This is a genomic window from Streptomyces sp. NPDC048496, assembly GCF_043200055.1.
Lineage (GTDB): Bacteria > Actinomycetota > Actinomycetes > Streptomycetales > Streptomycetaceae > Streptomyces.
In genome coordinates this window covers 49072-74039 of the sequence record NZ_JBICXB010000023.1, presented here as the reverse complement: position 1 = coordinate 74039, position 24968 = coordinate 49072, and the positions used below count along the sequence as shown (strand labels likewise).

24 protein-coding genes are annotated in these 24968 nt (G+C 70.8%); 11 read left to right on the top strand and 13 right to left on the bottom strand.

Annotated elements, in window-relative coordinates; translation table 11 throughout:
* Positions 1 to 8 precede the first annotated feature (8 nt).
* The 4 genes from ACGFSA_RS21120 to ACGFSA_RS21105 all read right to left on the bottom strand — a co-directional run bounded on the left by ACGFSA_RS21120 (position 9) and on the right by ACGFSA_RS21105 (position 5243).
* On the bottom strand, positions 9 to 662 hold the full coding sequence (locus tag ACGFSA_RS21120) for a hypothetical protein (RefSeq protein WP_393306323.1): 654 nt from the start codon (positions 660 to 662) through the stop codon (positions 9 to 11).
* A gap of 334 nt (positions 663 to 996) precedes the next feature.
* Positions 997 to 2196 carry a cyclic dehypoxanthinyl futalosine synthase gene (mqnC, locus tag ACGFSA_RS21115; RefSeq protein WP_359106458.1) on the bottom strand — a complete coding sequence of 400 codons (1200 nt, stop codon included), beginning with the start codon at positions 2194 to 2196 and terminating at the stop codon, positions 997 to 999.
* Positions 2197 to 2268: 72 nt separating this feature from the next.
* Positions 2269 to 3993 carry a serine/threonine-protein kinase gene (locus ACGFSA_RS21110; RefSeq protein WP_393306320.1) on the bottom strand — a complete coding sequence of 575 codons (1725 nt, stop codon included), beginning with the start codon at positions 3991 to 3993 and terminating at the stop codon, positions 2269 to 2271.
* A 371-nt stretch (positions 3994 to 4364) separates the two neighbouring features.
* Positions 4365 to 5243, bottom strand: a complete 879-nt coding sequence (locus tag ACGFSA_RS21105) for a menaquinone biosynthetic enzyme MqnA/MqnD family protein (RefSeq protein WP_393306318.1) — start codon at positions 5241 to 5243, stop codon at positions 4365 to 4367.
* A gap of 376 nt (positions 5244 to 5619) precedes the next feature.
* Between ACGFSA_RS21105 and ACGFSA_RS21100 the strand changes: the two genes are divergently transcribed.
* Positions 5620 to 5823, top strand: coding sequence for a cold-shock protein (locus ACGFSA_RS21100; RefSeq protein ID WP_037693088.1), 204 nt, complete (start codon positions 5620 to 5622; stop codon positions 5821 to 5823).
* A 161-nt stretch (positions 5824 to 5984) separates the two neighbouring features.
* On the opposite strand, the gene ACGFSA_RS21095 is transcribed toward ACGFSA_RS21100, so the two are convergent.
* Positions 5985 to 7211, bottom strand: a complete 1227-nt coding sequence (locus ACGFSA_RS21095) for an amidohydrolase family protein (RefSeq protein ID WP_393306315.1) — start codon at positions 7209 to 7211, stop codon at positions 5985 to 5987.
* Positions 7212 to 7508: 297 nt separating this feature from the next.
* Between ACGFSA_RS21095 and ACGFSA_RS21090 the strand changes: the two genes are divergently transcribed.
* The 3 genes from ACGFSA_RS21090 to ACGFSA_RS21080 all read left to right on the top strand — a co-directional run bounded on the left by ACGFSA_RS21090 (position 7509) and on the right by ACGFSA_RS21080 (position 11240).
* Positions 7509 to 10463: a BTAD domain-containing putative transcriptional regulator gene (locus tag ACGFSA_RS21090; RefSeq protein ID WP_393306313.1), complete on the top strand. Its 2955-nt coding sequence runs from the start codon at positions 7509 to 7511 to the stop codon at positions 10461 to 10463.
* Positions 10464 to 10670: 207 nt separating this feature from the next.
* On the top strand, positions 10671 to 10883 hold the full coding sequence (locus ACGFSA_RS21085) for a hypothetical protein (RefSeq protein ID WP_393306311.1): 213 nt from the start codon (positions 10671 to 10673) through the stop codon (positions 10881 to 10883).
* A 189-nt stretch (positions 10884 to 11072) separates the two neighbouring features.
* Complete coding sequence (locus ACGFSA_RS21080; RefSeq protein WP_393306309.1) at positions 11073 to 11240, top strand: hypothetical protein; 168 nt, start codon at positions 11073 to 11075, stop codon at positions 11238 to 11240.
* Between the two features lie 71 nt (positions 11241 to 11311).
* On the opposite strand, the gene ACGFSA_RS21075 is transcribed toward ACGFSA_RS21080, so the two are convergent.
* Entirely contained in the window at positions 11312 to 11707 is a 396-nt protein-coding gene (locus ACGFSA_RS21075) for a PIN domain-containing protein (protein ID WP_393306307.1), read from the bottom strand.
* Complete coding sequence (locus ACGFSA_RS21070; RefSeq protein ID WP_393306305.1) at positions 11707 to 11982, bottom strand: hypothetical protein; 276 nt, start codon at positions 11980 to 11982, stop codon at positions 11707 to 11709. The genes ACGFSA_RS21075 and ACGFSA_RS21070 overlap by 1 nt, the downstream gene beginning before the upstream one ends.
* A gap of 121 nt (positions 11983 to 12103) precedes the next feature.
* On the opposite strand from ACGFSA_RS21070, the gene ACGFSA_RS21065 reads away from it, so the two are divergent.
* Positions 12104 to 12463, top strand: a complete 360-nt coding sequence (locus tag ACGFSA_RS21065) for a hypothetical protein (protein ID WP_393306303.1) — start codon at positions 12104 to 12106, stop codon at positions 12461 to 12463.
* Positions 12464 to 12849: 386 nt separating this feature from the next.
* Positions 12850 to 13101, top strand: coding sequence for a hypothetical protein (locus ACGFSA_RS21060; RefSeq protein ID WP_393306301.1), 252 nt, complete (start codon positions 12850 to 12852; stop codon positions 13099 to 13101).
* A 4-nt stretch (positions 13102 to 13105) separates the two neighbouring features.
* Here the strand turns inward: ACGFSA_RS21060 and ACGFSA_RS21055 are convergent, their stop codons facing one another.
* Positions 13106 to 14668, bottom strand: a complete 1563-nt coding sequence (locus tag ACGFSA_RS21055) for a FadD3 family acyl-CoA ligase (protein ID WP_393306299.1) — start codon at positions 14666 to 14668, stop codon at positions 13106 to 13108.
* A gap of 97 nt (positions 14669 to 14765) precedes the next feature.
* On the opposite strand from ACGFSA_RS21055, the gene ACGFSA_RS21050 reads away from it, so the two are divergent.
* The 3 genes from ACGFSA_RS21050 to ACGFSA_RS21040 are packed head-to-tail and all read left to right on the top strand — an operon-like array spanning position 14766 to position 17152.
* Entirely contained in the window at positions 14766 to 15914 is a 1149-nt protein-coding gene (locus tag ACGFSA_RS21050) for a lipid-transfer protein (protein ID WP_393306297.1), read from the top strand.
* A gap of 7 nt (positions 15915 to 15921) precedes the next feature.
* On the top strand, positions 15922 to 16362 hold the full coding sequence (locus ACGFSA_RS21045) for a Zn-ribbon domain-containing OB-fold protein (RefSeq protein ID WP_393306295.1): 441 nt from the start codon (positions 15922 to 15924) through the stop codon (positions 16360 to 16362).
* Positions 16363 to 16372: 10 nt separating this feature from the next.
* Positions 16373 to 17152, top strand: a complete 780-nt coding sequence (locus ACGFSA_RS21040; RefSeq protein ID WP_393306293.1) for an enoyl-CoA hydratase/isomerase family protein — start codon at positions 16373 to 16375, stop codon at positions 17150 to 17152.
* A 6-nt stretch (positions 17153 to 17158) separates the two neighbouring features.
* On the opposite strand, the gene ACGFSA_RS21035 is transcribed toward ACGFSA_RS21040, so the two are convergent.
* Positions 17159 to 17716: a hypothetical protein gene (locus ACGFSA_RS21035; protein WP_393306291.1), complete on the bottom strand. Its 558-nt coding sequence runs from the start codon at positions 17714 to 17716 to the stop codon at positions 17159 to 17161.
* A gap of 192 nt (positions 17717 to 17908) precedes the next feature.
* On the opposite strand from ACGFSA_RS21035, the gene ACGFSA_RS21030 reads away from it, so the two are divergent.
* Entirely contained in the window at positions 17909 to 18511 is a 603-nt protein-coding gene (locus ACGFSA_RS21030) for a hypothetical protein (RefSeq protein WP_393306377.1), read from the top strand.
* A 198-nt stretch (positions 18512 to 18709) separates the two neighbouring features.
* Here the strand turns inward: ACGFSA_RS21030 and ACGFSA_RS21025 are convergent, their stop codons facing one another.
* Positions 18710 to 21100 (bottom strand): PQQ-binding-like beta-propeller repeat protein, encoded by a 2391-nt coding sequence (locus ACGFSA_RS21025; protein ID WP_393306289.1) that lies wholly within the window; start codon positions 21098 to 21100, stop codon positions 18710 to 18712.
* A 176-nt stretch (positions 21101 to 21276) separates the two neighbouring features.
* Positions 21277 to 22167 (bottom strand): VOC family protein, encoded by an 891-nt coding sequence (locus ACGFSA_RS21020; protein WP_393306287.1) that lies wholly within the window; start codon positions 22165 to 22167, stop codon positions 21277 to 21279.
* A 299-nt stretch (positions 22168 to 22466) separates the two neighbouring features.
* On the opposite strand from ACGFSA_RS21020, the gene ACGFSA_RS21015 reads away from it, so the two are divergent.
* Positions 22467 to 23114 carry a TetR family transcriptional regulator gene (locus ACGFSA_RS21015; protein ID WP_366133589.1) on the top strand — a complete coding sequence of 216 codons (648 nt, stop codon included), beginning with the start codon at positions 22467 to 22469 and terminating at the stop codon, positions 23112 to 23114.
* 140 nt (positions 23115 to 23254) lie between these two features.
* Here the strand turns inward: ACGFSA_RS21015 and ACGFSA_RS21010 are convergent, their stop codons facing one another.
* Entirely contained in the window at positions 23255 to 23755 is a 501-nt protein-coding gene (locus tag ACGFSA_RS21010; RefSeq protein WP_393306285.1) for a nitroreductase family deazaflavin-dependent oxidoreductase, read from the bottom strand.
* On the bottom strand, positions 23755 to 24963 hold the full coding sequence (locus tag ACGFSA_RS21005) for an acyl-CoA dehydrogenase family protein (protein ID WP_393306375.1): 1209 nt from the start codon (positions 24961 to 24963) through the stop codon (positions 23755 to 23757). Before ACGFSA_RS21005 ends, ACGFSA_RS21010 begins: the two co-directional genes overlap by 1 nt.
* Positions 24964 to 24968: the final 5 nt, after the last annotated feature.

Genomic DNA, 24968 nt, shown 5'->3' with positions numbered 1-24968 from the left:
CGGAGCGCCTACCGCCGCCGGTACACCAGCCGCCCGCCCAGCACCGTGGCGATGCACGCCCCGGCGCCCGCCGCGCAGAGCGCGTCCTCGTCCGGTACGTCGAAGACGGCGAGGTCGGCGCGGCCGCCGACGGTGAGCGGGCCGTGCACGGAGCCGGGCAGGTCGTAACCCTCCGCGAACGGGTCCAGGCTCGGTTCGCCGACCAGGATGCCGGGGGCGCCGACGGCCGATACCTCGGTCAGCCCCGAGCGGTCCACGGCGGTGCGGACGAGCGGGTCGTGGAACCGGCCCGCGAGGTGTGTGGTGCCGTGCCGCAGCATCTGCTGCAGTCCGCGCCGTACGCTGCCCGCCCGCCGCGCCGCGTCCATCTCCCCGGCCAGCCGCTCGAACTCCTTGCCCCACAGCGGCCGGTCGCCGAGCTCGTCCGCCTCGCGCGGGTCGGGGTGGTAGCAGCGGGTGAGCAGCCACAGCCCGTGCCACTGCCGCAGTCCGGGCGTGAGGACGCCCGGCCACTGGCGGACCCGGGCCGTCGGGCGGTCGGCGACGACCTCGTCGTACGGTCCGAGGGCGACGATCCGGTCGTGCTCCACGGCGACCGCGCCCTGCGCAATGGCAGCCGCGCCGACCGGAAGAACCAGCGGCGCGGCGTGAACGGTCAGCACAACAGCCCCAGGCCGACCGGCACATGGGGGGCGGCGTCGCGGGGCTGGGCACGCACATCTGCCGCGTTGTCATCACTCACCATGGCTCCGCCATGCCTCAATCCTCCGCCTTGCAGCTGCACGCACCCAGCCCCGCTCCTTCTCCCACCCCCCATGTGCCGGTCGGCCTCAGAGCCTGTCGGGTGACCTTCGATCGGAAAGCGGACGCGGTCTGGTGCGTGCGATTCCAAGGCGCTGGAAGGTCCTCGTAGCGGAGCTACTAGGGCATTTCGGCAACGCGGGAAGCGTGCGTGCCAGGGCGTGGCCGCCCGATCAGAGGTCACCCGACAGGCTCTCAGTTGGCGCTGAGGAGCTTGAGCTCCGGGTGTGCGGTGCCGCCCTCGATCGCGGTGGACGAGATGTGCGAGACGACGCGCTCGTCGACCGGGTCGTTCGCCGGGTCGTCGTGGACGACGAGGTGCTCGTACGTCGTGGCGCGCTGCGCCGGGACCCGGCCCGCCTTGCGGATCAGGTCGATGATCTCCAGCCGGTTGGAGCGGTGCTTGGCACCGGCGGAGGAGACGACGTTCTCCTCCAGCATGATCGAGCCGAGGTCGTCGGCGCCGTAGTGCAGCGACAGCTGGCCGACCTCCTTGCCGGTGGTCAGCCAGGAGCCCTGGATGTGGGCGACGTTGTCGAGGAAGAGCCGGGCGATGGCGATCATCCTCAGGTACTCGAAGAGCGTGGCCTGCGTCCGGCCCTTCAGGTGGTTGTTCTCCGGCTGGTACGTGTACGGGATGAACGCGCGGAAGCCACCGGTCCGGTCCTGTACGTCGCGGATCATCCGCAGGTGCTCGATACGCTCGGCGTTGGTCTCGCCGGTGCCCATCAGCATCGTGGAGGTGGACTCGACACCGAGCCGGTGCGCCGCCTCCATGATCTCCAGCCAGCGCTCGCCCGACTCCTTGAGCGGGGCGATCGCCTTGCGTGGCCGGGCCGGCAGCAGCTCGGCGCCGGCGCCCGCGAAGGAGTCGAGACCGGCGGCGTGGATCCGCTGGATGGCCTCCTCCACGGAGACCTTGGAGATCCGGGCCATGTGCTCGACCTCGGAGGCGCCCAGCGAGTGGATGACCAGCTGCGGGAACGCCTTCTTGATCGCGGAGAAGTGCTCCTCGTAGTACTCGACGCCGTAGTCCGGGTGGTGTCCGCCCTGGAACATGATCTGCGTGCCGCCGAGCTCGACGGTCTCCGCGCAGCGGCGCAGGATGTCGTCGAGGTCGCGGGACCAGCCCTTGGCGGTGTCCTTCGGTGCGGCGTAGAAGGCGCAGAACTTGCAGGCCGTGACGCACACGTTGGTGTAGTTGATGTTGCGCTCGATGATGTACGTCGCAATGTGCTCCGTACCGGCGTAGCGGCGTCGGCGCACGGCGTCGGCGGCCGCGCCCAGCGCGTGCAGGGGCGCCGACCGGTAGAGGTCGAGGGCCTCCTCCGGAGTGATCCGGCCGCCTTCGGCGGCTCGGTCGAGGATGGGCTGGAGGTCGGCCTTCTCGGTCACCGGGCTGTCACCTTTCGGCGGTTTTTCAACGGATCCATGGACCGGTTCAGCCTACGCCAGCCCCTCCCGGGGTCAGTTGCCGGACCGGGCGAGTGTGCCGTACGGAAGCCCCGCGCCCCGCTCCTCGGACCGGAAGCGGAGTGTGCCGTCCCCGGCGAGGGTGAAGGTGACGTCGGTCGTGGTGTCCGTGCAGAGCCCGGCGGTTCCGGGCCGGTCCGGGTCGGCGCGCTCCCGGAGCGTCAGTTCCTCGGCGGTGCCGGAGGAGAGCTTCGCGATGCTGTTGCAGCTGACGGTCACTCCGAGGGTGGAGAAGGTGGTGTTCATACGGACGACGTCCGTGCCCTTCTTCCCCTCGGTGAACACCGCGGTGAGGGTGCCGTGCGGCTGTCCGGTCGTCTTCTCGGTCAGCTGCCCCTTCCAGGTACCGACGAACCTCCTGGGCAGCGCGGTGACCTGGCCCGCACCGCCGGTGCCCTCGTCCGCAGGGTTCGGCGACGCACTGTCGGACGCAGCAGGGGGTCGGGCGACCCGGCCGTGCTCGGCGTCGCTGCCACCGATGCCCGGCAGCAGGTCGAAGAGGAGGGCGCCACCGACGGTCACGGCGGCGAGCGCGCCCGCCACGGCGAGGGCGACGGTGCAACTGAGCCTGCGGCCGCGGTTCCGGCCGGCGGGGCCGGGTCCGGAGTCGGCGCCGACGGAGAAGCGGGAATCGGGGGTACGGGGGCCGGGGAGCCCGTCCGAGTCGTGGTCCCCGGTCTCGGCCGACGGGAACGTCCGGGGTGGGCGGGTCGGCTCGACCGGCGGCCCGAACACTCCGCGCGCGCCGTTGCTGTCGGCGGAGCCGTGGGCGGCGAGGGAGGCGTTGCTGAACGGCACCGGTCCCGACTGCACGGGCCCGTCCTGCGGCTCCAGGTCCAGCAGCGCCACTGCCGAGCGGCTGACCTCGCGCACCAGCGGTCCGGGCAGCCAGCCGGCCGCCACCGCCGCCGCCGCCCCGCCGGGTGCCAGCTGTCGGGCGAGCTCCGTCGGGGTGGGCCGACGCGCCGGGTCCTTCGCCAGGCACGTGGCGATCACGTCCCGCAGTTCGCCCTCGATCTCACCCAGCTCCGGCTCCTCGTGCACCACCTTGTAGAGGAGCACCGCCGAGGAGTCGCCGAGGAAGGGGGCGTCGCCCGTCGCCGCGTACGCGAGCACCGCGCCGAGCGAGAAGACGTCGGCGGCGCCCGAGATCTCCAGACCCCGGATCTGCTCCGGTGCCATGTAGCCGGGCGAACCGACCGAGACCCCGGTGGAGGTGAGCGAGGCGGTGGCGTCGATCGCACGGGCGATGCCGAAGTCGATGAGGCGGGGGCCGTCGAGGGCGAGCAGCACGTTGGACGGCTTCACGTCGCGGTGGATGAGCCCCTGCCCGTGCACGGCGGCCAGGGCCTCCGCGAGTCCGGCGCCCAGGGTCCGTACCGCCTGCTCGGGCAGCGGCCCGTGCTCCGTGACCGCGGCCGACAGCGGGGGCCCGGCGACATAGCCGGTGGCGACCCACGGCACGGGTGCGTCCGGATCGGCGTCCAGGACGGGCGCCGTCCACTGGGCGCCGATCCGCCGCGCCGCGTCGACCTCGCGCCGGAACCGGGCACGGAACTGTTCGTCGAGTGCGAAGTGCGGATGGACGACCTTGACCGCGACGGTGCGTCCGCCCGCGCTGCGTCCCAGGTACACCCGGCCCATGCCGCCCGCACCGAGTCTGCCGAGCAACCGGTAGGCACCGATGGTGAGCGGTTCGCCGGCTTCCAGCGGCTGCATATGGACTCCCCCTGTGGACCGGCCGGACCTCCGACCGAAGCCTAGGGGTCGGAGGTCGTGCGATCACAGAGAAACCATCGGCCGATTTCGCCCCTATGGGAACGAACCGCGGTTTTCGACACAGTAAAAGGCGCGAATGAGTCGTTCACCCGATCGAATCCGGGACTCGACCTGGACTCACCCCGTACGCCGTCCGCTATTCGGGACAGGACGTGCGAGCTGTCCGGCCGCGGCATTCGTGGCATTCACCGGAAAGGAATCCACGGGGCAGTGCGATAAACAGCACGGGAGGAAACGGGGAAGCCAGGAGAAGGTTCAGCATTCACCTATTGCCCGGGCCCATTCCCTCCCGCACAGTGGCCGGTGCCGGATCAGTGGTCGAGCAGCTCGACGTTCACGTCCACCGGGAAACCGGTCGTCGCCCCGGTCCGGCGGGCGAACTCACGTACGCCCGACAGCTGGTCCGGACCGAAGCGGAAGTCCAGCGTCGTGAAGTACCGCTCCAGCAGTTCCGCGTCGAAGACCTCCCACCGCGCCGCCGTCTCGGCGACCTTGGTGACCTCTTCCAGCGACAGGTCCCGCGAGGCGAGGAACGCCCGGTGCACCTCCGCCACCACGGCCGGATGCGCGGCCAGATAGTCCTTGCGGGCCGCCCAGACCGCGAAGACGAACGGCAGCCCCGTCCACTCCTTCCACATCTGCCCCAGGTCATGGACCTGCAGACCGAGGCGCGGCGCGTCGTGCAGCGAGGCGCGCAGCGCGGCGTCGCCGATCAGCACGGCGGCGTCCGCCTCCTGCATCATCAGGCCGAGGTCGGGCGGGCAGGTGTAGTAGTCGGGCGTCACCTCATACCGCTCGGCAAGCAGCAGCTGAGCGAGGCGTACGGAGGTGCGCGAGGTGGAACCGAGTGCCACCCGGGCCCCGTCGAGCTGCTCCAGGGGCAGCTGCGACACGATCACGCACGACATGACGGGCCCGTCGCAGCCGACCGCGATATCGGGGAAGGCGACGAGCTGATCGGCGTTGCGCAGGTACTCGACGAGGGTGATGGGGCCGATGTCGAGGTCACCGCGTACCAGCTGCTCGCTGAGCTTCTCCGGGGTGTCCTTCGACAGCTCCAGGTCGAGCAGCGTTCCGGTCCGTGCCAGGCCCCAGTAGAGGGGAAGGCAGTTCAGGAACTGGATGTGGCCGACGCGCGGCCTGCTGCGACGGTCGTCGCCTGCTGCGGGGGAGACGGTTGAATTGTCCACATCGCGAGGCTAGACCCGTGCGGGCATCCCGCCGCCACCGGGGCGCGGAGGGGCGCGCCCTCCCGCCCCTCCGCGCCTGCCGGTCCCGCGCCCCGGCGTGTCTCCGCGGCCACCTCCGCGCCACCCGAACGACACCCCCGGGCCCCCTTCCGACCGCTATCTCCGTCAGCCTCTCGGCAGGGCAATCAAACATCCGGGTGAAGTGATCTTTCCCTCTACCGTTCCGCACACGCTGCGTGCTAGGCTCGACGCAAGTTGCAGTTTGGTTTCCCTTGCAGTACAGAGCCTGCGGAGCATGTAACCCGCAGGCTTTTGTAGTTTTCAGACTTCTTTGCAGGTTCTGGAGCAGGGCAACCCTTTGGCCCAAGGAGGGCTTATGGCTACCGGAACCGTCAAGTGGTTCAACGCTGAAAAGGGCTTCGGCTTCATCGCCCAGGACGGCGGCGGCCCGGATGTCTTCGTTCACTACTCCGCGATCAACGCGTCCGGGTTCCGCTCCCTCGAGGAGAACCAGGTCGTGAACTTCGACGTCACTCAGGGGCCGAAGGGCCCGCAGGCTGAGAACGTCAGCCCGGCCTAGTTGCCCGGGTCGGCCGATCGCGGCCGGCATGCAGTACCCAAGGAGCTCCGCTCCCCCGCCTCGGTGGGGGAGCGGGGCTCCTGCCTTGTGATACCCCGCCCGGTGCCGCCGCGGACGGGAGCCGGCCCCGTGCCGCACCACCCGCCGGCGGGCCTACGGCCTCACGCCCCCGGCCCCGCCCACAGTCCCTCGTCCGTGAGCCCCAGCAGATCGATGGCGTTGCGGCGCACGATCAGGTCCACCACGTCCGGGTCCAGGTGCCCCATCTGCGCCTCGCCGACCTCGCGCGACTTGGGCCAGGTCGAGTCCGAGTGCGGATAGTCGGTCTCGTACAGGACGTTTCCGACGCCGATCGCGTCCAGGTTCTTCAGCCCGAACGCGTCATCGAAGAAGCACCCGTACACATGCTCGGTGAAGAGCTCCGACGGCGGTCGGTGCACCTTGTCGGCGACACCGCCCCAGGCCCGGTTCTCCTCCCAGACCACGTCGGCCCGTTCCAGGATGTACGGGATCCAGCCGATCTGACCCTCCGCGTACATGATCCGGAGGTTCGGGAACCGTTCGAACTTGCCGCTCATCAGCCAGTCGACCATCGAGAAGCAGCAGTTGGCGAAGGTGATGGTGGAGCCGACCGCGGGCGGGGCGTCGGCCGAGGTGGACGGCATCTTCGAGGACGAGCCGATGTGCATCGCGATCACGGTGCCCGTCTCGTCGCAGGCCCGCAGGAACGGATCCCACTCGTCCGTATGTATCGACGGGAGTCCGAGATGTGGGGGTATCTCGGAGAACGCGACGGCACGCACCCCGCGCGCGGCGTTCCGCCGGACCTCGTCGGCGGCGAGCTGTGCGTCCCAGAGTGGGACGAGGGTCAGCGGGATCAGCCGTCCCTGCGCGTCGGGGCCGCACCACTCCTCCACCATCCAGTCGTTGTACGCGCGCACGCCGAGCAGCCCGAGTTCACGGTCCTTCGCCTCCGTGAACGTCTGGCCGCAGAACCGCGGGAAGGTCGGGAAACAGAGCGCGGACTGGACGTGGTTGATGTCCATGTCGGCGAGCCGGTCCGGGACCGCGTACGAACCGGGGCGCATCTGCTCGTACGTGATGACTTCGAGCTTGATCTCGTCCCGGTCGTAGCCGACGGAGGTGTCGAGCCGGGTGAGCGGCCGGTGCAGATCCTCGTACACCCACCAGTCGCCGATCGGCCCCTCGTCGCCCTTCGCACCCATCACCGGTGCGAACCTGCCGCCCAGGAAGGTCATTTCCTTCAGCGGGGCGCGGACGATGCGCGGGCCGCGGTCGAGGTACTTGGACGGGAGCCGGTCCCGCCAGACATGAGCGGGCTCCACCGTGTGGTCGTCCACCGAGATGATCTTCGGGAAGGTCTCCATGTGCACCACGGTAGCGCCGATCTGACATACCGTCAGCTATCTGGACCGCGCCTCGGCTCCAAATCGTTGTCGAGGGCTTGTGCAGAGCGTCACCCACTGCTGACGTGTCCGCCCATAACAAGGCAGACTGTTGACCGCGATACCGGCGGTAGGTCGTCATCCGGATCCACCCGGACCACATCGGCGCAGCGGCGGTTTTTCCGGGCAGAGGCACCAGCGGGACCATCAGGATCAGCAGCACCAGCGGGATCAGCGCGACCGGCAGGACTGGCGGGGCGACCAGGACAGGGGGCATCAATGGGCCGTGACCACGGGCCACGTGCGCGCGTTCCGGAGCAGCGCGCTGCTCAGCAGCAGACGACCGGGGCCGGTCTGCGGTTCGCCGTGCTCGGCCCCGTACGCGCCTGGCGCGACGACGAACCGCTGGCGTCCGGCTCGCCGCAGCAGCGTGCCCTGCTGGTCGCGCTGCTGCTGCGCGACGGACGCACGGCCACCGCCGCCGAACTCATCGACGCCATCTGGGGCGACGAGCCCCCGTCCCAGGCGCTCGCCGCCGTACGGACGTACGCGTCCCGGCTGCGCAAGATCCTCGACCCGTCCACGCTGATCAGCAACGCCGGCGGATACGCCATACGGACCCGGCCCGACGCTCTCGACCTCACGACGGCCCAGGAGTTGGCCGCCGACGCGGAGAAGGCGCGGGCGGGCGGGGACCGGTGCCGGGCCCGCACCCTGCTCAACGAGGCGCTGGCGCTGTGGGACGGCGAAACCCTGGCCTCCGTTCCGGGCCCCTACGCCGAGAACCAGCGCACCAGGCTCGCCGAGTGGCGGCTCCAGCTCACCGAGACCCGGCTCGACCTGGATCTGGAGGTCGGCAGCCACGCGGAGGCGGTCTCCGAACTCACCGCACTCACCGCGGCGCACCCGCTGCGGGAGCGGCTGCGCGAACTGCTGATGATCGCCCTGTACCGCAGCGGCCGCCAGGCGGAAGCGCTCGCGGTGTACGCCGACACGCGCCGGCTGCTCGCCGACGAGCTGGGCGTCGACCCGCGCCCCGAGCTCTCGCAGCTCCAGCAGCGGATCCTGCAGGCCGACGAGGACCTGGCCCACCCGGCCGACGAGGCGACGCCCGCGCCCGCCGCCGTCCGCCCGGCCCAGCTCCCGGCGACGGTGCCGGACTTCACCGGCCGCGCCTCCTTCGTACGCGAACTGGGCGACCGGCTGGCGACGGCGGAGGGTTCGGTCATGGCCGTGTCGGCGCTCGCGGGCATCGGCGGCGTCGGCAAGACGACCCTCGCCGTGCACGTCGCCCACCAGGCGCGCCCGCACTTCCCGGACGGCCAGCTCTACGTCGACCTGCAGGGCGCCGGCGCACGGGCGGCGGAGCCGGAGACGGTGCTCGGCGCGTTCCTGCGCGCCCTCGGCACCGCCGACTCGGCGATCCCCGACTCATTGGACGAACGGGCGGCGCTGTACCGCTCCACGCTCGACGGCCGCCGCATCCTGGTCCTCCTGGACAACGCGCACGACGCGGCGCAGATCCGCCCCCTGCTGCCCGGCACGGCCGGCTGCGCGGCCCTGGTGACCAGCCGCGTCCGCATGGTCGACCTGGCGGGCGCGCACCTCGTGGACCTGGACGTGATGTCCCCCGAGGAGGCACTCCAGCTCTTCACCCGCATCGTCGGCGAGGAGCGCGTCAACTCCGAGCGCGAGGCCGCCCTCGACGTGGTCGCCGCCTGCGGCTTCCTCCCCCTGGCCATCCGCATCGCCGCCTCCCGCCTGGCCTCTCGCCGCACCTGGACGGTCTCGGTCCTGGCGGCGAAGCTCGCGGACGAGCGGCGCCGCCTGGACGAGCTCCAGGCGGGCGACCTGGCGGTGAAGGCCACCTTCGAACTCGGCTACGGCCAGCTGGAACCGGCCCAGGCCCGCGCGTTCCGCCTGCTGGGCCTGGCGGACGGCCCGGACATCTCCCTGGCGGCAGCGGCGGCACTGCTGAACCTGGAGGCGCATGCGGCGGAGGACGTACTGGAGTCCCTGGTCGACACGTCGCTCCTGGAATCGGCGGCGCCGGGCAGGTACCGCTACCACGACCTGGTGCGGCTCTACGCGCGTGCGTGCGCGGAGCGGGACGAACAGCCGTCGGAGGAGCGGGAGTTTGCGCTTTCGCGGCTGCTGGACTTCTATCTGGCCACGGCGGCGGGGGTGTATGCGCTGGAGCGGCCGGGGGATCGAACCGTGGATCACTTGGAGCCCACCCAGTACCCGGGGTACGCATTTGCCGACCGTCCTCGAGCGCTCGACTGGCTCTATGCCGAGGCAGACTGCCTGCTCGCATGTGTGCTGCAGTCCCTCGGCAAACAGACCCTGCGGCGGGCAGTCGATCTGTTGATGGCAGTCAAGGACCTCGCGGAATCAGGAGCAAATGCTCGCAGGTACGAAACAGCGGCCACCGCACTGCGCGAAGCTGCCATCGCGGCGGGCGACCCCCGCGCAGAAGGTCGGGCACGCACCACGCTTACGCAGGTGTACAGCAACGCTGGCCTGTTCGAACAGGCCGATGTCGAGGCGCACCACGCCATGGCGCTCGGCGTCACAGCGGAAGATCCGTGGACAAGTGGCAACGCCCCCAATGAACGCGGCATCCTCGCCATCTACCGCAATCACCACGCGGAGGGCGAGGCCTACCTCCAGAAGGCCATCGAGGCTTTTCGTGCGGATGGCAACAGGCCCGGCGAGGCGAGTGCACTGTGCAACCTCTCCAGGATCCATCTGGCTCTGTTCCGTACAGACAGCGCTGTGGATCTCGCTGAGCAAGGGATCAAAATCTACGACCGACTGGGCTTGGCCCTGCGTCTCGCAAATGGGCGATATGCCCTCGGCCTCGCACTCACCCAGGCCGGGCGACTGCCTGAGGCGCTTGATCAGCTGACCCAGGCGCTCGGCATCTTCCACGAGAACCGCCAGCCGCTATGGGAAGGTGTCACTCACTTCAGGCTCGCCGAAGTACATCTCGCCGCACGGCGCTACACACTTTCCGCAGCCCATGCCGAACAGGCAATCGCCTTGCGAGGTATCGGAGGTGAGTGGCGTCGCGGCACGGTGCTCACGGTCCTGGGTCGGGCACTGAAGCAGATGGACCAGCCGGACCGCGCCAGAGCCTGCTGGAGCGAAGCCTTGGCAATCTACGAACACCTGGGTTCCAGCGAGGCCGAGGAGGTTCGCAGTCTGCTGTCGCCCATCGTGGCTGCGTGAGTTCCCTCTTCGGCGTTCATCGTTCGTTTATCGACTGACGGCACTCTTATACCCATCGAGCCGTCGCGTCGGGGGGCAGACGGATCGACGAAGGGCCACCCCACTATGGTGAACGGCCCAGAGATGCCCGTCCGGCGATCCACGGGGGAACCGCCGGGCGGGCATCACCCACCGTCTGCATCAAACGAATCACGGGAGTTGACCACGATGAGCGACGCCAAGAAGCCCGTCATCAAGCCGCTGGACAGCCACGCCTCCGGCGAAGAGCTCACCGTGCAGGACAGCCACGCCTCCGGCAGTCCCATCAAGCCGCTGGACAGCCACGCCTCCGGCGAAGTGCTCACGGTCCAGGACAGCCACGCCTCTGGCGAAGAGATCACCACCCTCGATAGTCACGCATCGGCTCCGAAGCCCAACTAGTCCTAACTCGCATGGGGAGTGGCCGCGGCGGCGCGGAGGGGGAGCCGTCGCGGCCGCTGCATGTTCGCACACCGGCTCACTTATTCGCGCCAACGTTCGACCGCTTCCCGCCAACGGGGTCCACCATCGCCCCCCCTGTCACTACTGTCACTTCACGTCCGGAAGCTCTCTCCTCACACAGGAGTTGGAATGACCCGCACGAAGAAGACGCTCGTCGCCGCCGCGTTCGCCGTGGCCCTCGGTCTCGGCGCGGCCAGCCCCGCCCTGGCCGACAGCCACATGACCGGCGCCACCCCCGTCACCACTCAGGACATGCACGCCACCGTGGTGACCCCGCAGGACATCCACGCCACCTGAGCCACACGCGCAGGAAAGAGGGGCCCGAGCCGTCGGCTCGGGCCCCTCGCGTTGTGTGCTCCCGGTCGCCCCTAAAGCCGCCGCACCAGCACCCTCGCCTCGCACAACTTCCCCATGTCGTCATCGTCCGACGTGAAGACCACCACTCGCCCCGGCTGACGCCCCGCGATCACCGCCAGGGCCGCATCGATGGCGTACTTATGGCCGTGCAGCCCGGTCTTCCCCAATAGTTCAATCGCCTCGTCGGCGATTTCCTTGGTCACGGGCTCGACCACCACCCGCGCCATCGCCCAGTTCCAGACGGGTCGCCGAATCTTGCTGTGATACGCCTCAATGAGTGTCATGGAGCTGGTCACCACGCGGACACCGGACTGATGAGCCTTCGTGAGGATGGCGGTCATGGCCCTGTCGCGGAGTACGGCCCTGGACAGTGCCTCGCTGTCCAGCACAAAGCAGGTGTCTCCCATCAGGCAGCTGCCGCCCCGCCCTGCGCCCCGGATTCCCGCTCCTCGAACCACCGCTCGATGTCGCGGAACTCCGCCGCAGCCGCGGCCTGCTCCTCCTCTGTGAGCGGCCCGCCCTCTTCCTGCATCCAGGCGACCAGCTCCCCCAGCCGGTCGTGCTCGCGCTGGCGCTCTATGGCGCGCGTGACATACGCGCTGAACGCACCGGGGCCGACCTCGCTGCGGATCTCCTCCGCCAGCTCCTCCGGCAGGGTGACCGTGTATTTCTTAGTTGCCATACCAATCACCATACTGCCGCGATCGTGCCCGCATCACCCCATTCCCCCCATCCGGTGAAGCACATGCGCCGCCGCACGCCTCTCCCGTACCGTGGCTGCGAAGACGCGCGAAGGGACCGGAATGACCGCACAGCGCATCGACCCCGCGGGGCCCCTCATCCCCCGCCCGCAGCGGACCCCGGCGGCGCTCCGAGTCACCCTCGCGCGGGTGGCTCCGCACCGGCTGGGCGAGATGGAGCAGCAGAAGGACGCAGCCATCGCGCTGGCTGCGGAGACCGGCAGCCTGGGGCCGATCATGCAGTTCCTGGAGGCATGGGCCGTCGCGGTGGAGATCGCCCGGCTTCCTGTTGCCGCCGGCCGCCTGCACTCTGCCGAGTACGCGGTGCAGAACCTCGACAGGGATGCCCCTGCCTGGCGGGCAGCCATGGACGAGATCCGGAGCGTGCACGCGTCCGCCCGGGAGCCTCTCGCACATGAGTGAGTGGCGGTGGGAGTACGACCCGGACGAGACCCACGTCATCTGAGGCGCCACTCCGCCCCCGCCCGTCTTTGTCGCCGAGGTCGAGAAGCGCGCCGACGAGCTCGTGTGGGCCGCGTCCGCGCTGCACCTCGACGGCACGTCGTTCCAAGGGGCGGGTGGCGGCGTGCAGACCACATTCGTGCCGGGCGGGATGTTCCTCTGCCTCACCGTCATCCGGCACCAGTGCGTGTACGTGCTCCAGGTGACAACCCGGCCCTCGAGCTGAGCCCGCCTACCCCCGCCCCCGCAGCTCCCTCCAATCGGTCTTGCCCACCCAAGGCTCTGCCATCGCCCTGACCTGCGACCTCGCGCGGACCGAGGTACGGCGTGCGCTGCATGCTGTGGGCGTGGACCCCGATGTAGCCGCGGAGGCCGAAAGCTGGCTCGACGAAAGCGCCCTCATCCGCATACCGCCCCTGCTCTTCGACCGCGCGGGCAGCCTGTCCCCCGGGCACCGGCTCCGTTCCCTGGATGCTCTGCATCTGGCCGCAGCGGCGGGGCTGGGACGGGCGCTCACTGCGTTCGTGGCGTACGACAAGCGGCTCGTCGAATCCGCACAGTCCCTGGGGCTGCCGGTCCGGAGCCCTGGCTCACCGTGAGCCGTCAGGACCCCGCCCGCCCCCGCAGCTCCCCCTTCACCACCTTCCCGCTCGCGTTCCGCGGCAGCTCCCCCACGAACTCCACCGCTCTCGGCACCTTGTAGTTCGCCATCTCGCGCCTCGACCAGGCGATCAGGTCGTCCGCCGTCAGCGTGGTGCCCGCGCGCCGGACCGCGTACGCCTTGCCGACCTCGCCAAGCCTCGGGTCAGGGATGCCGATCACCGCCACGTCTGTGATGTCCGGGTGGAGGCCCAGGAGTTGTTCGATCTCGGCCGGGTACGCGTTAAAGCCGCCGACGATGAACATGTCCTTGATCCGGTCCGTGATGCGCAGGTTGCCCGCCTCGTCGAGGATGCCGATGTCGCCGGTGCGGAGCCAGCCGTCCTCGGTGATCGTGGCGGCCGTGGTGTCCGGGTCCTCGAAGTAGCCCCGCATCACGTGGAAGCCGCGGACCAGGACCTCGCCGGGGGCGCCCGGGTCGGCCAGGACGCGGATCTCCGTGTCCGGGATCCCTCGGCCGGAGGTGGAGGCGATCGTCTCGGGCGGGTCGCCCCTTCGGCACATCGTGACGATGCCGCTCGCCTCGGAGAGGCCGTATGCCGTGAGGACCGTCTCGATGCCCAGCTCCGTGCGCAGGCGTTCCACCAGTCGGAGGGGGACGACCGCCGCACCCGTCACCACCAGGCGCAGGGCCGAGAGGTCGTGCGTCGCCCGCGCCGGGTGGTCCAGCAGGGACTGGTGGAGGTTGGGCGGGCCGGGGAGGACCGAGATGCGTTCGGCGGCGATGTTCGCCAGGACGGTGTCCACGTTGAACACCGGCTGCGGGATCATCGTCGCGCCCCGCATCAGGCACGCGATGATGCCCGCCTTGTAGCCGAAGGTGTGGAAGAACGGGTTCACGATCAGATAGCGGTCGCCCTCGCGCAGGCCGGCCAGCTCGCTCCAGATCGCGTAGCAGCGCAGGGTCTGGGCGTGGGTGATGACGGCGCCCTTGGGACGGCCTGTGGTGCCGGAGGTGTAGATGATGTCGGACGGGGACGAGGAGGCGACCGCGTCGGCCCGGTCCCGTACCGCGGCAGGTGATATCCGCTCCCCCGCCGCCAGGAAGTCCTTCCAGGTGACGTAGGACTCGGGTGCCGTGTCCGCAAGCACCACCACCCGCTCCAGGTGCGGGAGTTCCGCCGCCGCGCGGCGCAGTGACGCCACGTACGACGTGCCCAGGAACGTGCCGGTGATGAAGAGCATTTTCGCCCGGCTGCGTTCCAGGATGTACGCCGCCTCCGCGCCCTTGAAGCGCGTGTTGAGGGGGACCAGGACCGCGCCCGCCGTGACCGCCCCGAGCGCGGAGACGATCCAGTCCAGGGTGTTCGGCGCCCAGACGGCGACCCGGTCGCCGGGCTCCACGCCCGAGGCCATGCACGCGGCGGCGGCGCGTTCGACGCGGTCACCGAGTTCGACGTACGAGATGCGGGTGCGGCCCTCGACGACAGCCTCCCGCTCCCCGTACCGCTGCGCCGCCGCCCGCACCAGCCTCGGGATGCTGCCCCATTCCTCGTCGCCGCGCATCGCATCCCCTCCCACCGAACCGCAATAGCTGACTATCCGTCAGATTAGCTGTAGCCTCTGCCGCTGTCAGCAGTCATGACGATCGCGGAGGTGGCGGGTGGCGACGCTCAAGGACGTGACGGCGATAGCAGGGATCGGACAGACGGCCTTCGCGAAACAACTCCCCGAATCCGAGAAGACCTTGGCCTGCCGGGCCATCGTGGCGGCGCTCGACGACGCGGGCATCGCCGCGTCGGAGGTCGACGGGTTCGCCTCGTACACGATGGAGGAGACGGACGAGGTCGAGGTCGCCAAGGCGATCGGGGCCGGTGATGTCACCTTCTTCTCCAAGGTCGGCTACGGAGGCGGTGGTTCGTGCGCGACGATCGCGCATCTCGCCGCCGCCGTCGCCACCGGACAGGCGAGCGTCGGGGTCGCCTGGCGCTCGCGGAAGCGCGGCTCGGGGCCGAGGCCCTGGAGGAACACCACCGCCCAGCTGCCCACCCCCGCCCAGTGGACCCGCCCGTACGGGTTGCTGCGGCCCGCCGACGAGATCGGGATGCTCGCGCGGCGGTACATGCACGAGTACGGGGCCACCCGCGACCATCTCTTCAATGTCGCGCTGGCCTGCCGCAACCGCGCCAACCAGAACCCGGACGCGGTGATGTACGAACGGCCGCTGACCCGCGACATGTATATGACCTCCCGCTGGATCAGTGAGCCGCTCTGTCTCTTCGACAACTGTCTGGAGACGGACGGGGCACTGGCCTGCGTCGTCGTCTCCGCCGAGCGGGCCCGGGACTGCCGCCAAAAGCCCGTCTACATCCACTCCGTCGCCCAGGGGCTGCCCGCCCAGCACCACGGGATGGTCAACTACTGGAACGACGACCCGCTCACCGGCCCCGCCTGGACGGCCGCCCGACAGCTGTGGAAGCACGCCGACTTCGGGCCGGACGATGTCGATGTCGCACAGATCTATGACGCGTTCACCCCGCTCATCCCGCTCTCCCTGGAGGGTTACGGCTTCTGCGGGCGCGGTGAGGGTGCCGCGTTCACCGAGGGCGGGGCGCTGGAGAGTGGCGGCCGGCTGCCGATCAACACCGGGGGCGGCGGGCTCAGCGAGGCGTATGTGCACGGCTTCAACCTCATCAACGAAGGGGTGAAGCAGCTGCGCGGGATCTCCACCGCGCAGGTTCCGGACGCCGCCACCTGTCTGGTCACCGCCGGTGAGGGCGTGCCGACCTCCGCCGTACTGCTGAGGAGTTGAGAGGACCATGGATTCGCTGCTGCTGCCTGTCGCCGACGAGGACGGTGCCCCCTTCTGGGAGTACGCCGCCCGGGGCGAACTCCGTGTCCAGGCGTGCGCCGCCCCCGCTTGCGGCGCCCTCCGTTTCCCGCCGCGGCCCTGCTGCCCGCACTGCCAGTCCTTCGAGAGCGAGTGGCGGGCGATGAACGGGCGCGGCCGGATCTGGTCGTACGTGCTGCCGCATCCGCCGCTGCTGCCCGCGTACACCGCGCAGGCCCCGTACAACGCGGTGGTCGTCGAACTCGCCGAAGCTCCGCGCATCCGGCTGGTCGGCAATGTGGTCAGCGGCCCCGAAGCACCGCTGAACTCGGTCGATCCGGCGCGGCTGCGGATCGGGGCACCGGTGAGGGCGGTCTTCGCGCCCGTGAGCCCGGAGCTGACCGTGGTCCGCTGGCTGCTGGAACGGTGAGCGGGCGACGATGACGCTGCGGACGGAGACCGACAAGGAGACCGGGGTCGCGGTCGTCACCCTCGACCGGCCGGAGAAGCTGAACGCGATCGACCTGGCGACGGCGGACGAACTCGCCGCCGCGTGGCGGGCGTTCCGTTTCGACGACGGGGTGCGGGCCGTCGTCGTCACCGGTGCGGGCGGGCGCGCCTTCTGTACGGGGATCGACCGGGACGTGGCGGTGCCGCAGCCCTCGTCCCCGTACACGATCGACGATCCGCTGCTCGCGATCGGACCGAAGACGAACGACCTGTGGAAGCCGGTGATCGCCGCCGTGGAGGGGATGGCGTGCGGCGGGGCGTTCTATCTTTTGGGCGAGGCGGAGTTCGTCATCGCGTCGGAGGAAGCGACGTTCTTCGACCCGCATACGACATACGGCATGGTCAGCGCGTACGAGGCGATTCACATGGCGCAGCGGATGCCGTTCGGGGAGGTCGCCCGGATGTCCCTGATGGGTACGGCCGAACGGGTGACGGCCCGGCGTGCGTACGAGACCGGGCTGGTCAGCGAGGTGACGGCGCCCGGCGGCGCGGTGGCGGCGGCGGTGCGGGCGGCGGCCGTCATCGCGTCGTACCCGACCGGGGCGGTGCAGGGAACGGTGCGGGCGGTGTGGTCCGCCAAGGAAGCGGCGCGCACCCAGGCGCTGGCCCACGCCCCGCACCTGATCGCGCTCGGAAACCTGCCGGTGGAGCGGCAGGGGGAGCTGTTCAAGGGGCGGGGGCGGGGCGACAGCGGGTTCGGGCTGCGGTGAGCGCGGTCAGTAGCTGAGCGTGGCCTCGACCCGGCACTTCTTCACCCGGGACACCTTGCCCGGGGTGTCCATCCGCACGGAGAGGGTCCGGCTCGCGCCGCCGTCGACCTCCACGCTCGCCTCGCCGGTGTCGACGGTGCTGCCGGCCGCGTCGAGGAAGGTGACGTCGATGTCGTACATGTGCGTGTCGTACGCAACGGCCGCGATGCGGACGGTGGAGGCCGTCACGGCGCGCCGCTTGCCCTTGCGGGGCTGCGCGCAGCGGACGACGGTCACCTGGGGCGCGTCGGTCGCCGTGGCGCCGGGGGTCGCGGTCTCGTAGGTGGAGCCCCCGGACGAGCTGCTCGACGAGTTGTCATCGTCGTCGTAGTCGTTGTGGTGGTAGCTGCCGTTGCTCTTCTTGGAGTTGGAGCAGCCGCCGCCGCTACTGCTCGAACCATGGCTCTTGCTGCCGCGACTCTTGCCGCCGCGGCTCTTGCCACCGTGGGTCGAGGTCGAGAAGCCGGTCAGCGCGAGCACCACCGCCACCAGGACCGCCGAGAGTTTCAGATGCTGCCGCATCACCGATGCAGCCCCCCTTGTGTTGTTGTCATGTTGCTGTCGAACGACCGCGCGACACCGTAACGCATGGCACACGGGAAGGGCCGTCCGGCCGGTGCGCTCCTGCATGGCGGGGGCCAGGGGCCCGGCGTAGCGTCGACGCCGAGAGCGGTGCTGACGCGCGACGCCGGTCCGCACGACCGCAGGAGGCCGATGATGATCCGCAACGTCCTCGGCTCGACCGTCGCTCTCGCAGGAGCGGCGGCCGCCGTGCTGAGCCCCTTCCGTGACTGGTACGACGGCCGCCTCGGGCGGCAGTACCGGATCGCAGACCTCTTCAACGGCATCAGCGGTGCGCGGCCGGGACCGTGGGGGTCGGTCTGGCTGCCGCTTCTCTTCGCTGCGGCCGTGACGGTGGTGGGTGTGGTGCTCCGGTCCCGGCTGCTGGTCGCGTGCGCGGGGGTCGTCGTCCTCGGCTTCACCGTGCTGTGGATGGTGCGGCAGGGGCAGGCGACCGGGAGCCTGACGGTGGCGGCGGACGGGTCCGGGCTGCAGGTGGGGGTGGCGACCGCCGCGGTGGGTGGGGCACTGATGCTGGTGGGGGCTGCGGTGATGCCGGGGCGGCGGGGTGGGCGCGGGCGTCTGGAGCGCGTGAACCGGAAGCGGCCCTACGCGGCACCGGGGTCGGACGATCCGGACACCTGGCCGCCGACGCAGGAGCCGGGGCCGTCGGTGCAGACGAGCCCCCTGCCGGAGCCGGAGGCGGACCCGTACACGGGCCCCGAGCCCCCGGACCCGCGCCGCCCGCCGGGCCCCTGACGCGCCGGACGAACCCGACGCCTTCCACAGCCTTGCCCCACCCATGGCGCACGGTTCCGTCCTCACACGGACGGGTCGGGGTATGCCGGACCGGCCGATACGTGCCGGACGAGCGGGGAAGATCGAGCCCGTCCGGCGATTATCGAGCCCGTCCGGCGATTGAGGACAAAGCGGCTGCCGGGCGAGCCCGGTGAACGCCTACGCCCGTGCCCGGTTCCCCGTGCCCGTCCCCTTCAGCGCGTCCAGCGCGTACACGCAGCGGTCCTTGCTGCACGCGTACACCACGCCCCCCTTCGCCACCGGCGACCCCGTGATCTCGCCGCCCGTCGCAAGCTTCCAGCGCAGCTGGCCGCCTGCCGCGTCCAGCGTGTACAGCACGTGGTCCGCGGAACCGAAGTGGACGCGGCCGTCCGCGACGACCGGCGCGCCGACGACCTCGCCGCCCGCGGCGAACCGCCATTTCGGGGTGCCCGTCACCGCATCCAGCGTGTACAGCGCGCTGCCGCTGCCGACGTGGACATTGCCCGCCGTGACCAGTACCGGTTCGATCGACTGGCGCGCCTCCGTCGCGATGCGCCACCGGTCCTTGCCGGTCGTCGCGTCGAGTGCGTACACCGTGCCGAGGTAGTCGGCCAGGTACACCCCGCCGCCGGTGACCGCGGGCCCCGGCGCGAACGCGGGCGGGGACAGGAAGACCGCGGGCGACTCGAAGTGCCACCGCACCAGCCCCGACGCGATGTCCACCGCGAGGACCCGGGTGCCCGCGGCGACGTACACGCAGCCGTCCGCGGCGGCCGTCACGCGTACCGGCACACCCCCGCAGGAGGCCGCGTCACCGATCGGGTACGACCAGCGCTCGATGCCCGTACGGGCGTCCACCGCGCGCAGCCGGGCGTCCTGCCACAGGTACACCGTGCCGTCGTGGATCGCGGGCCCGGCCTCGGCCGTCTCGAAGTCGGTCTGTACGCCTCCGGTCTCCCACAGCTTGTCGCCGGTGGATGCTTCCCATGCCTGCACGCCGCCACCGCGCGTGCCGGTGATGACGGTGCCCCGGTCGGCCTTGAGCGAGTACACCCAGGCGTCGGTCTGCAGCCGCCACCGTTCGGCGCCGGTCAGCGCGTCCAGGGCGTACAGCGAAGGGCCGTCGGAGCCGTGGATGCGGCCGCCGTCGAGCGTCATCGACCAGGCGACGTCACGGGTCTTGAACCGGCGCCGCCCGTTGCCGACGTCCAGCGCGTGCACCTCGAACGACGTCACGTACAGCAGGTCCCCGGCGACGACCGGCGTGCCCCACACGTCGTTCGACATCCGGAACCGCCAGGGCCGCCAGCGGTCCGGTTCCGCGGGCGGCGCATCGGGGGCGTGCGCCGGAGGGGGCAGCGGGGCGGCGGCCGGGACCGCGCGGTTCAGCCCGGCGGGCGGGCGCACCCACCCGGTCGCGGGACCCGCCTCCGCGCCGGCCATCGCGCGCACGTCCGCGGCACGCGGCCCGGGTCCGATCGGCACCTTCGCCCCGGGCAGCCGCACCGGACCGCCCCCGTCCGGCTCAGCCACCCGAACAGGTGAGGGGGCGGGGGACGGCGATCTCAGGTCAGCGCCGCTGCGCCACGCCGACTCCTGGTCCGCGCCCCGCGGCGGGTGCTGGGGCGGCGGCGGCGCCGGGGCGGGCGCCGCGGCGGGAACCACCGTGCGTCCCCCGCCGCGGCGCTGCTCGATCATCGCCGTGGCGGACGCCGGCAGCCAGGCCGACGCCGTACCGCTGTCGTCGCTGCCGGAGGCGAAGAGGTGCGGGGCCAGCTGGGCCTGCAGATCGGCCGGGCTGGGCCGCAGCCCGGCGTCCATCTGCATGCAGGACTCGATCAGCGGCCGCAGGTCGTCGGGCAGCCCCTCCACATCGGGGCCCTCCCGCAGCAGCATGAAAACAGTCTCGACCGGGTTCGCCCCGTGGAACGGCGCATGCCCGGTGGCGGCGAAGACGAGCGTCGAACCGAGCGAGAACACATCGCTCGCGCCCCTGACACTGCGCGAGTCCCTGGCCTGCTCCGGCGACATGTACGCAGGGGTGCCGACCGCCACGTTGGTCATGGTCAGCCGGGTGTTGGAAACTCCGGACGCGATCCCGAAGTCGATCACCCGCGGACCGTCCTCGACCACCAGCACGTTCGACGGCTTGAGGTCACGGTGGACCAGCCCCGCGCCGTGGATGGACTGGAGTGCCTCGGCGATCCCGGCGGCCAGCCAGCGCACCGCCTGGGTCGGCATCGGGCCGCACTCATTCACTATTTCTTCGAGCGAGGGAGCGGGCACGTAAGCGGTGGCGAGCCACGGCACGGCGGCGCGCGGGTCGGCGTCCACCACGGCGGCCGTGTAGAAGCCGCTGATCGCGCGGGCGGCCTCCACCTCACGCGTGAAGCGGACCCGGAAGAGCTGGTCCTCGGCGAGCTCCGTACGTACGGTCTTGATCGCCACCCGTCGGCCGGACGCCGAGCGGGCGAGATAGACCAGCCCCATGCCGCCGGCCCCGAGCCGTCCCAGCACCTCGAACGGGCCGATCCGCCTCGGGTCGTGCTGCGTCAGCTGCTCCACCACTTGCCTGCCACCTCCCCGTACGGACCTCAGGAACAGAAGTCCGCGAAAAACCCCGCCCTCTGCAGCGTCTCACCACTGGGCACCACCCGGCGGTGCGCTCCCTGATTGTTCCTGGCTGAGGCGATGGTTGCGAACCCGGGGGCGGATCGGGGTGTCACATGTCACTCTGCCCTCTTTCAGGACACCGGGGGCTGAAGTACGGCGAACTCGGCACCCTGATCGTCGTGCAGGACCGCCATCCGCCCGTACGGGATGTCGAAGGGCGGCGCGGAGACCCGGCCACCGAGCCCGACCGCCGTCTCGGCGGCGGCGTCACAGTCCGCGACGGCGAAGTAGATGAGGAAATAGCTGGGCATCTCGGCCGGGAACGCGTCGGTGATCACACTGCGTCCGCCGATCGCGGTGTCGGGGCCGGGTTCGGTGCCTTCGGGGGACCACATGCGGAAGTCGACGCCGGACTCGGAGGCGCCCGCACCGCCTGAGCCGGACTCGGAGGATCCGGAATCGGCGGCGCCCCCGTCGCCGGTGTCCCCGTCGCCGGTGCCCGGCTCGCCGTGATCGGTGCCGGACTCGCCGAGATCGGTTCCGCGGAAGCCGAAGACCTTCTCGTAGAAGGCGTCGACGCGGTCCTTCTGCCGGGTGTAGACCTCGGTCCAGCAGAAGGATCCGGGCTCGTTCTGCTTCTCGAACCCGCTGCGGTCACCGGCCTGCCAGAGCCCGAAGACCGCACCTCCGGGGTCGGCGGCCTGCGCGAGCACGCCCGCGCGGCCGACCCGGACGGGCTCGGTGATGACCTGGCCGCCCTCCTGCCGGATCAGGGCGACGGTCGCGGCGATGTCGTCGGTGGCGAAGCAGACGCCCCAGGCGGTCGGCATCCGGCCGTCCTGCTTGGCGGCGAGTGCGGCAACGAGCTTGCCGTCGCTGAGGGCCTCGGCATACGCGCTCTCGGCGGCGTCCCCGGCCCGGAAGGTCCACCCGAAGAGCCCGCCGTAGAAACGCTTGCCCGCTTCGAGATCGGGGAGCTGCGCGTCCACCCAGCACGGCGCGGAGCGCGGGAATGCGGCCATGGGCCCGGGTCCTTCCGTCGAAGTGACGCTCGTCACACCCAAAGTAGCCGCGCACCGCATGTACCGCGCAGCGAATGCTCCCAGTCGAACGAAGATTCGATATCGAAGTTCCTTGGCCGTCGCGTCACGGAAAGTTATCCACCGAAGTTGTCCACAGGCTGTTGATAACACTATTCAGGTTGTGGATCGCATCCGCCGAAATCCGGCTACTTCTCCCACGCCACCCCAGCGCACCTGCGGAACTCCCCATTTGCAGTCGGCCGAATAGCGCTCCGATCACCCCTCGGTAAGCTGACGGCATGACAGGACAAGTGCGCACCGTCGACGGCCGCGTGGCCGGTCGACGCGGACAGGCGACGCGGCAGAAGCTGCTCGACTGCCTCAGTGAGATGCTCAGCTCCTCGCCTTACCGGGACGTCAAAGTCATCGACGTCGCTCGCAGGGCGGGGACTTCACCCGCAACCTTCTACCAGTACTTCCCCGACGTCGAGGGAGCCGTCCTCGAGATCGCCGAAGAAATGGCCAAGGAGGGCGCCGCGTTGACCGAATTGGTCGCCGGCCGCTCCTGGGTCGGCAAGGCGGGCTGGCAGACCTCCGAAGAGCTCGTCGAGGGGTTCCTCGACTTCTGGCGACGCCACGACGCGATCCTGCGCGTGGTCGACCTGGGGGCGGCCGAGGGCGACAAGCGGTTCTACAAGATCCGCATGAAGATCCTGAACTCGGTCACCAACTCCCTCACCGATTCGGTGAAGGAGCTCCAGGCCAAGGGCAAGGTCGACAAGGACGTCAGTCCGGCGGCGATGGCGGGCTCGCTCGTCGCGATGCTGGCGGCGGTCGCCTCGCACCAGAAGGGTTTCCAGACCTGGGGCGTCAAGCAGGCGGAACTCAAGCCGAACCTCGCGCTGTTGGTACACCTGGGCATCACCGGCAAGAAACCGACGAGATAACGCCGGGCGCACCCTTCTTCTTGCCTCGCTTCTTCCTGTACTGGGCTCCGCACGGCAATCCCGGGCTGCCCACGTCCTGTCTCACCGATGGCGGACCACCCGATGTGGTCCGCCATCGGCGTACCCGGGCGGCCCCCGGGTCACGGAGTGTCGCGCCGCTCCAGCCGGAAGAGCCGGATCTCCCGCTCCACCCGCGCCTGATACGTGGCGTACGGCGGCCAGAACGTCAGCGCCGCCTGCCACACCTCCGCCCGCTCCGCGCCCTCCAGCAGCCGGGCACGCACGGCGATGTCGTGCCCCTTCCAGTTGATGACGGCGTCCTCCGGATGGGCCAGCAGGTTGGCGGTCCACGCAGGATGACCCGGACGGCCGAAGTTGCTGCCGATCAGAATCCAGCTGTCGCTGCCGCCGCCCTCGGAGCTGCGCTCCGGCATGCAGGCCAGTGGGGTGGTGCGCGGCTGTCCGCTCTTCGCCCCGCGCGCCGTCAGGATCATCCCCGGCAGCATCCGGGCGCTGAGCAGCACCTTGCCGCGGGTGAGCCGGTGGACGGTGCGGTCCATGGCGGGCACGACGTGCGGGGCGATCCTGGCGAAGGTACGGGTCGAGGACACCTTCTGGATCAGCCGGACTCCGGGCGCCATCAGACCGCCACCTCCGCGCGCGGATTCCGGACGCCGGGCGTGAACAGACCGGCCTGTTCGGCGGCGTGATCGCGCAGCCGGTGGACCGGTCCGAAGAGCAGCTCGTCGGCGGCGGCCCGTTTGAAGTAGAGATGCGCCTCGTGTTCCCAGGTGAAGCCGATGCCGCCGTGCAGCTGGACGGCCTCGGCAGTGGTGATCCGCAGCGCTTCCAGCGCCTGGGCGAGCGCGAGCCCTCCGGCCGCCGGGTCCCAGGCCGCGTAGTACACCGCGGACCTGGCCGCCTGCACCCGTACGTACAGGTCGGCGAGCCGGTGCTTCACCGCCTGGAAGGAGCCGATGGCGCGGCCGAACTGCTCGCGCGCCCTGACGTATTCGATGGTCCGGTCGAGTGCGCTCGCCGCGGCTCCGACCGCCTCCGCCGCCAGTGCGGCGGCGGTCGTGCGCCCGACGGCGGCGAGTACTCCGGCCGGCCCCGACACATCGACCGTGTCGTCCGCGCCGAGCAGTTCGGCGGTGGTCTCACGGAGTTCGACACGGGCCACCGGCCGGGTCTCGTCGAGCGAGGTCTGCCGGGTGCGGGCGAGCCCGGTCGCCGTGTCGGAGCGGACGAGGAAGAGGAGAGTCCGGCTGCGCGGGAAGCCACCCGCGTGGGCGGCGACCAGCAGAAGTCCGGCGCTGTGCCCGTCGAGGACCTGGGCGGCTTCGCCGTACAGCCGCCACCCGTCCGGGCCGGGCGCGGCCTGTACGCCGCCGGACCGGCCGCCGCCCGCCCAGGCGCCGCCGCTGGTGTCGTCGATGAGGCCGAGGGCGGTGGCCGGTGAGCCGCCGGGGACGGCGAGGGTCGCGGTCAGCTCGCCCGCGGCGATGCGCGGCAGCAGGGCGGCGCGCTGGGCGTCGGTGCCGACGGCGGCGATCAGCGGTGCGGCGAGCACGGCGGTGGCGAGCAGCGGCGACGGCAGCAGGGCACGGCCGGCCTCCTCGCAGGCGACGGCGAGTTCGGCGGGGCCGCCGCCGACTCCTCCGTACTCCTCCGCGAGCGCGAGGCCGGGCAGTCCGAGGTCCTGGGCGAGCTGCCGCCACAGGGTCTCGTCGTATCCGTGCGCGGTCCGTACGGCGCTCCTGACCTCGGCGGGTCCGCAGCGTCTGGCCAGCAGTTCGCGCAGGGTGCGGCGGATCTCGTCCTGTTCCGCGGTGAAGGCGGCGTCTATCGTCG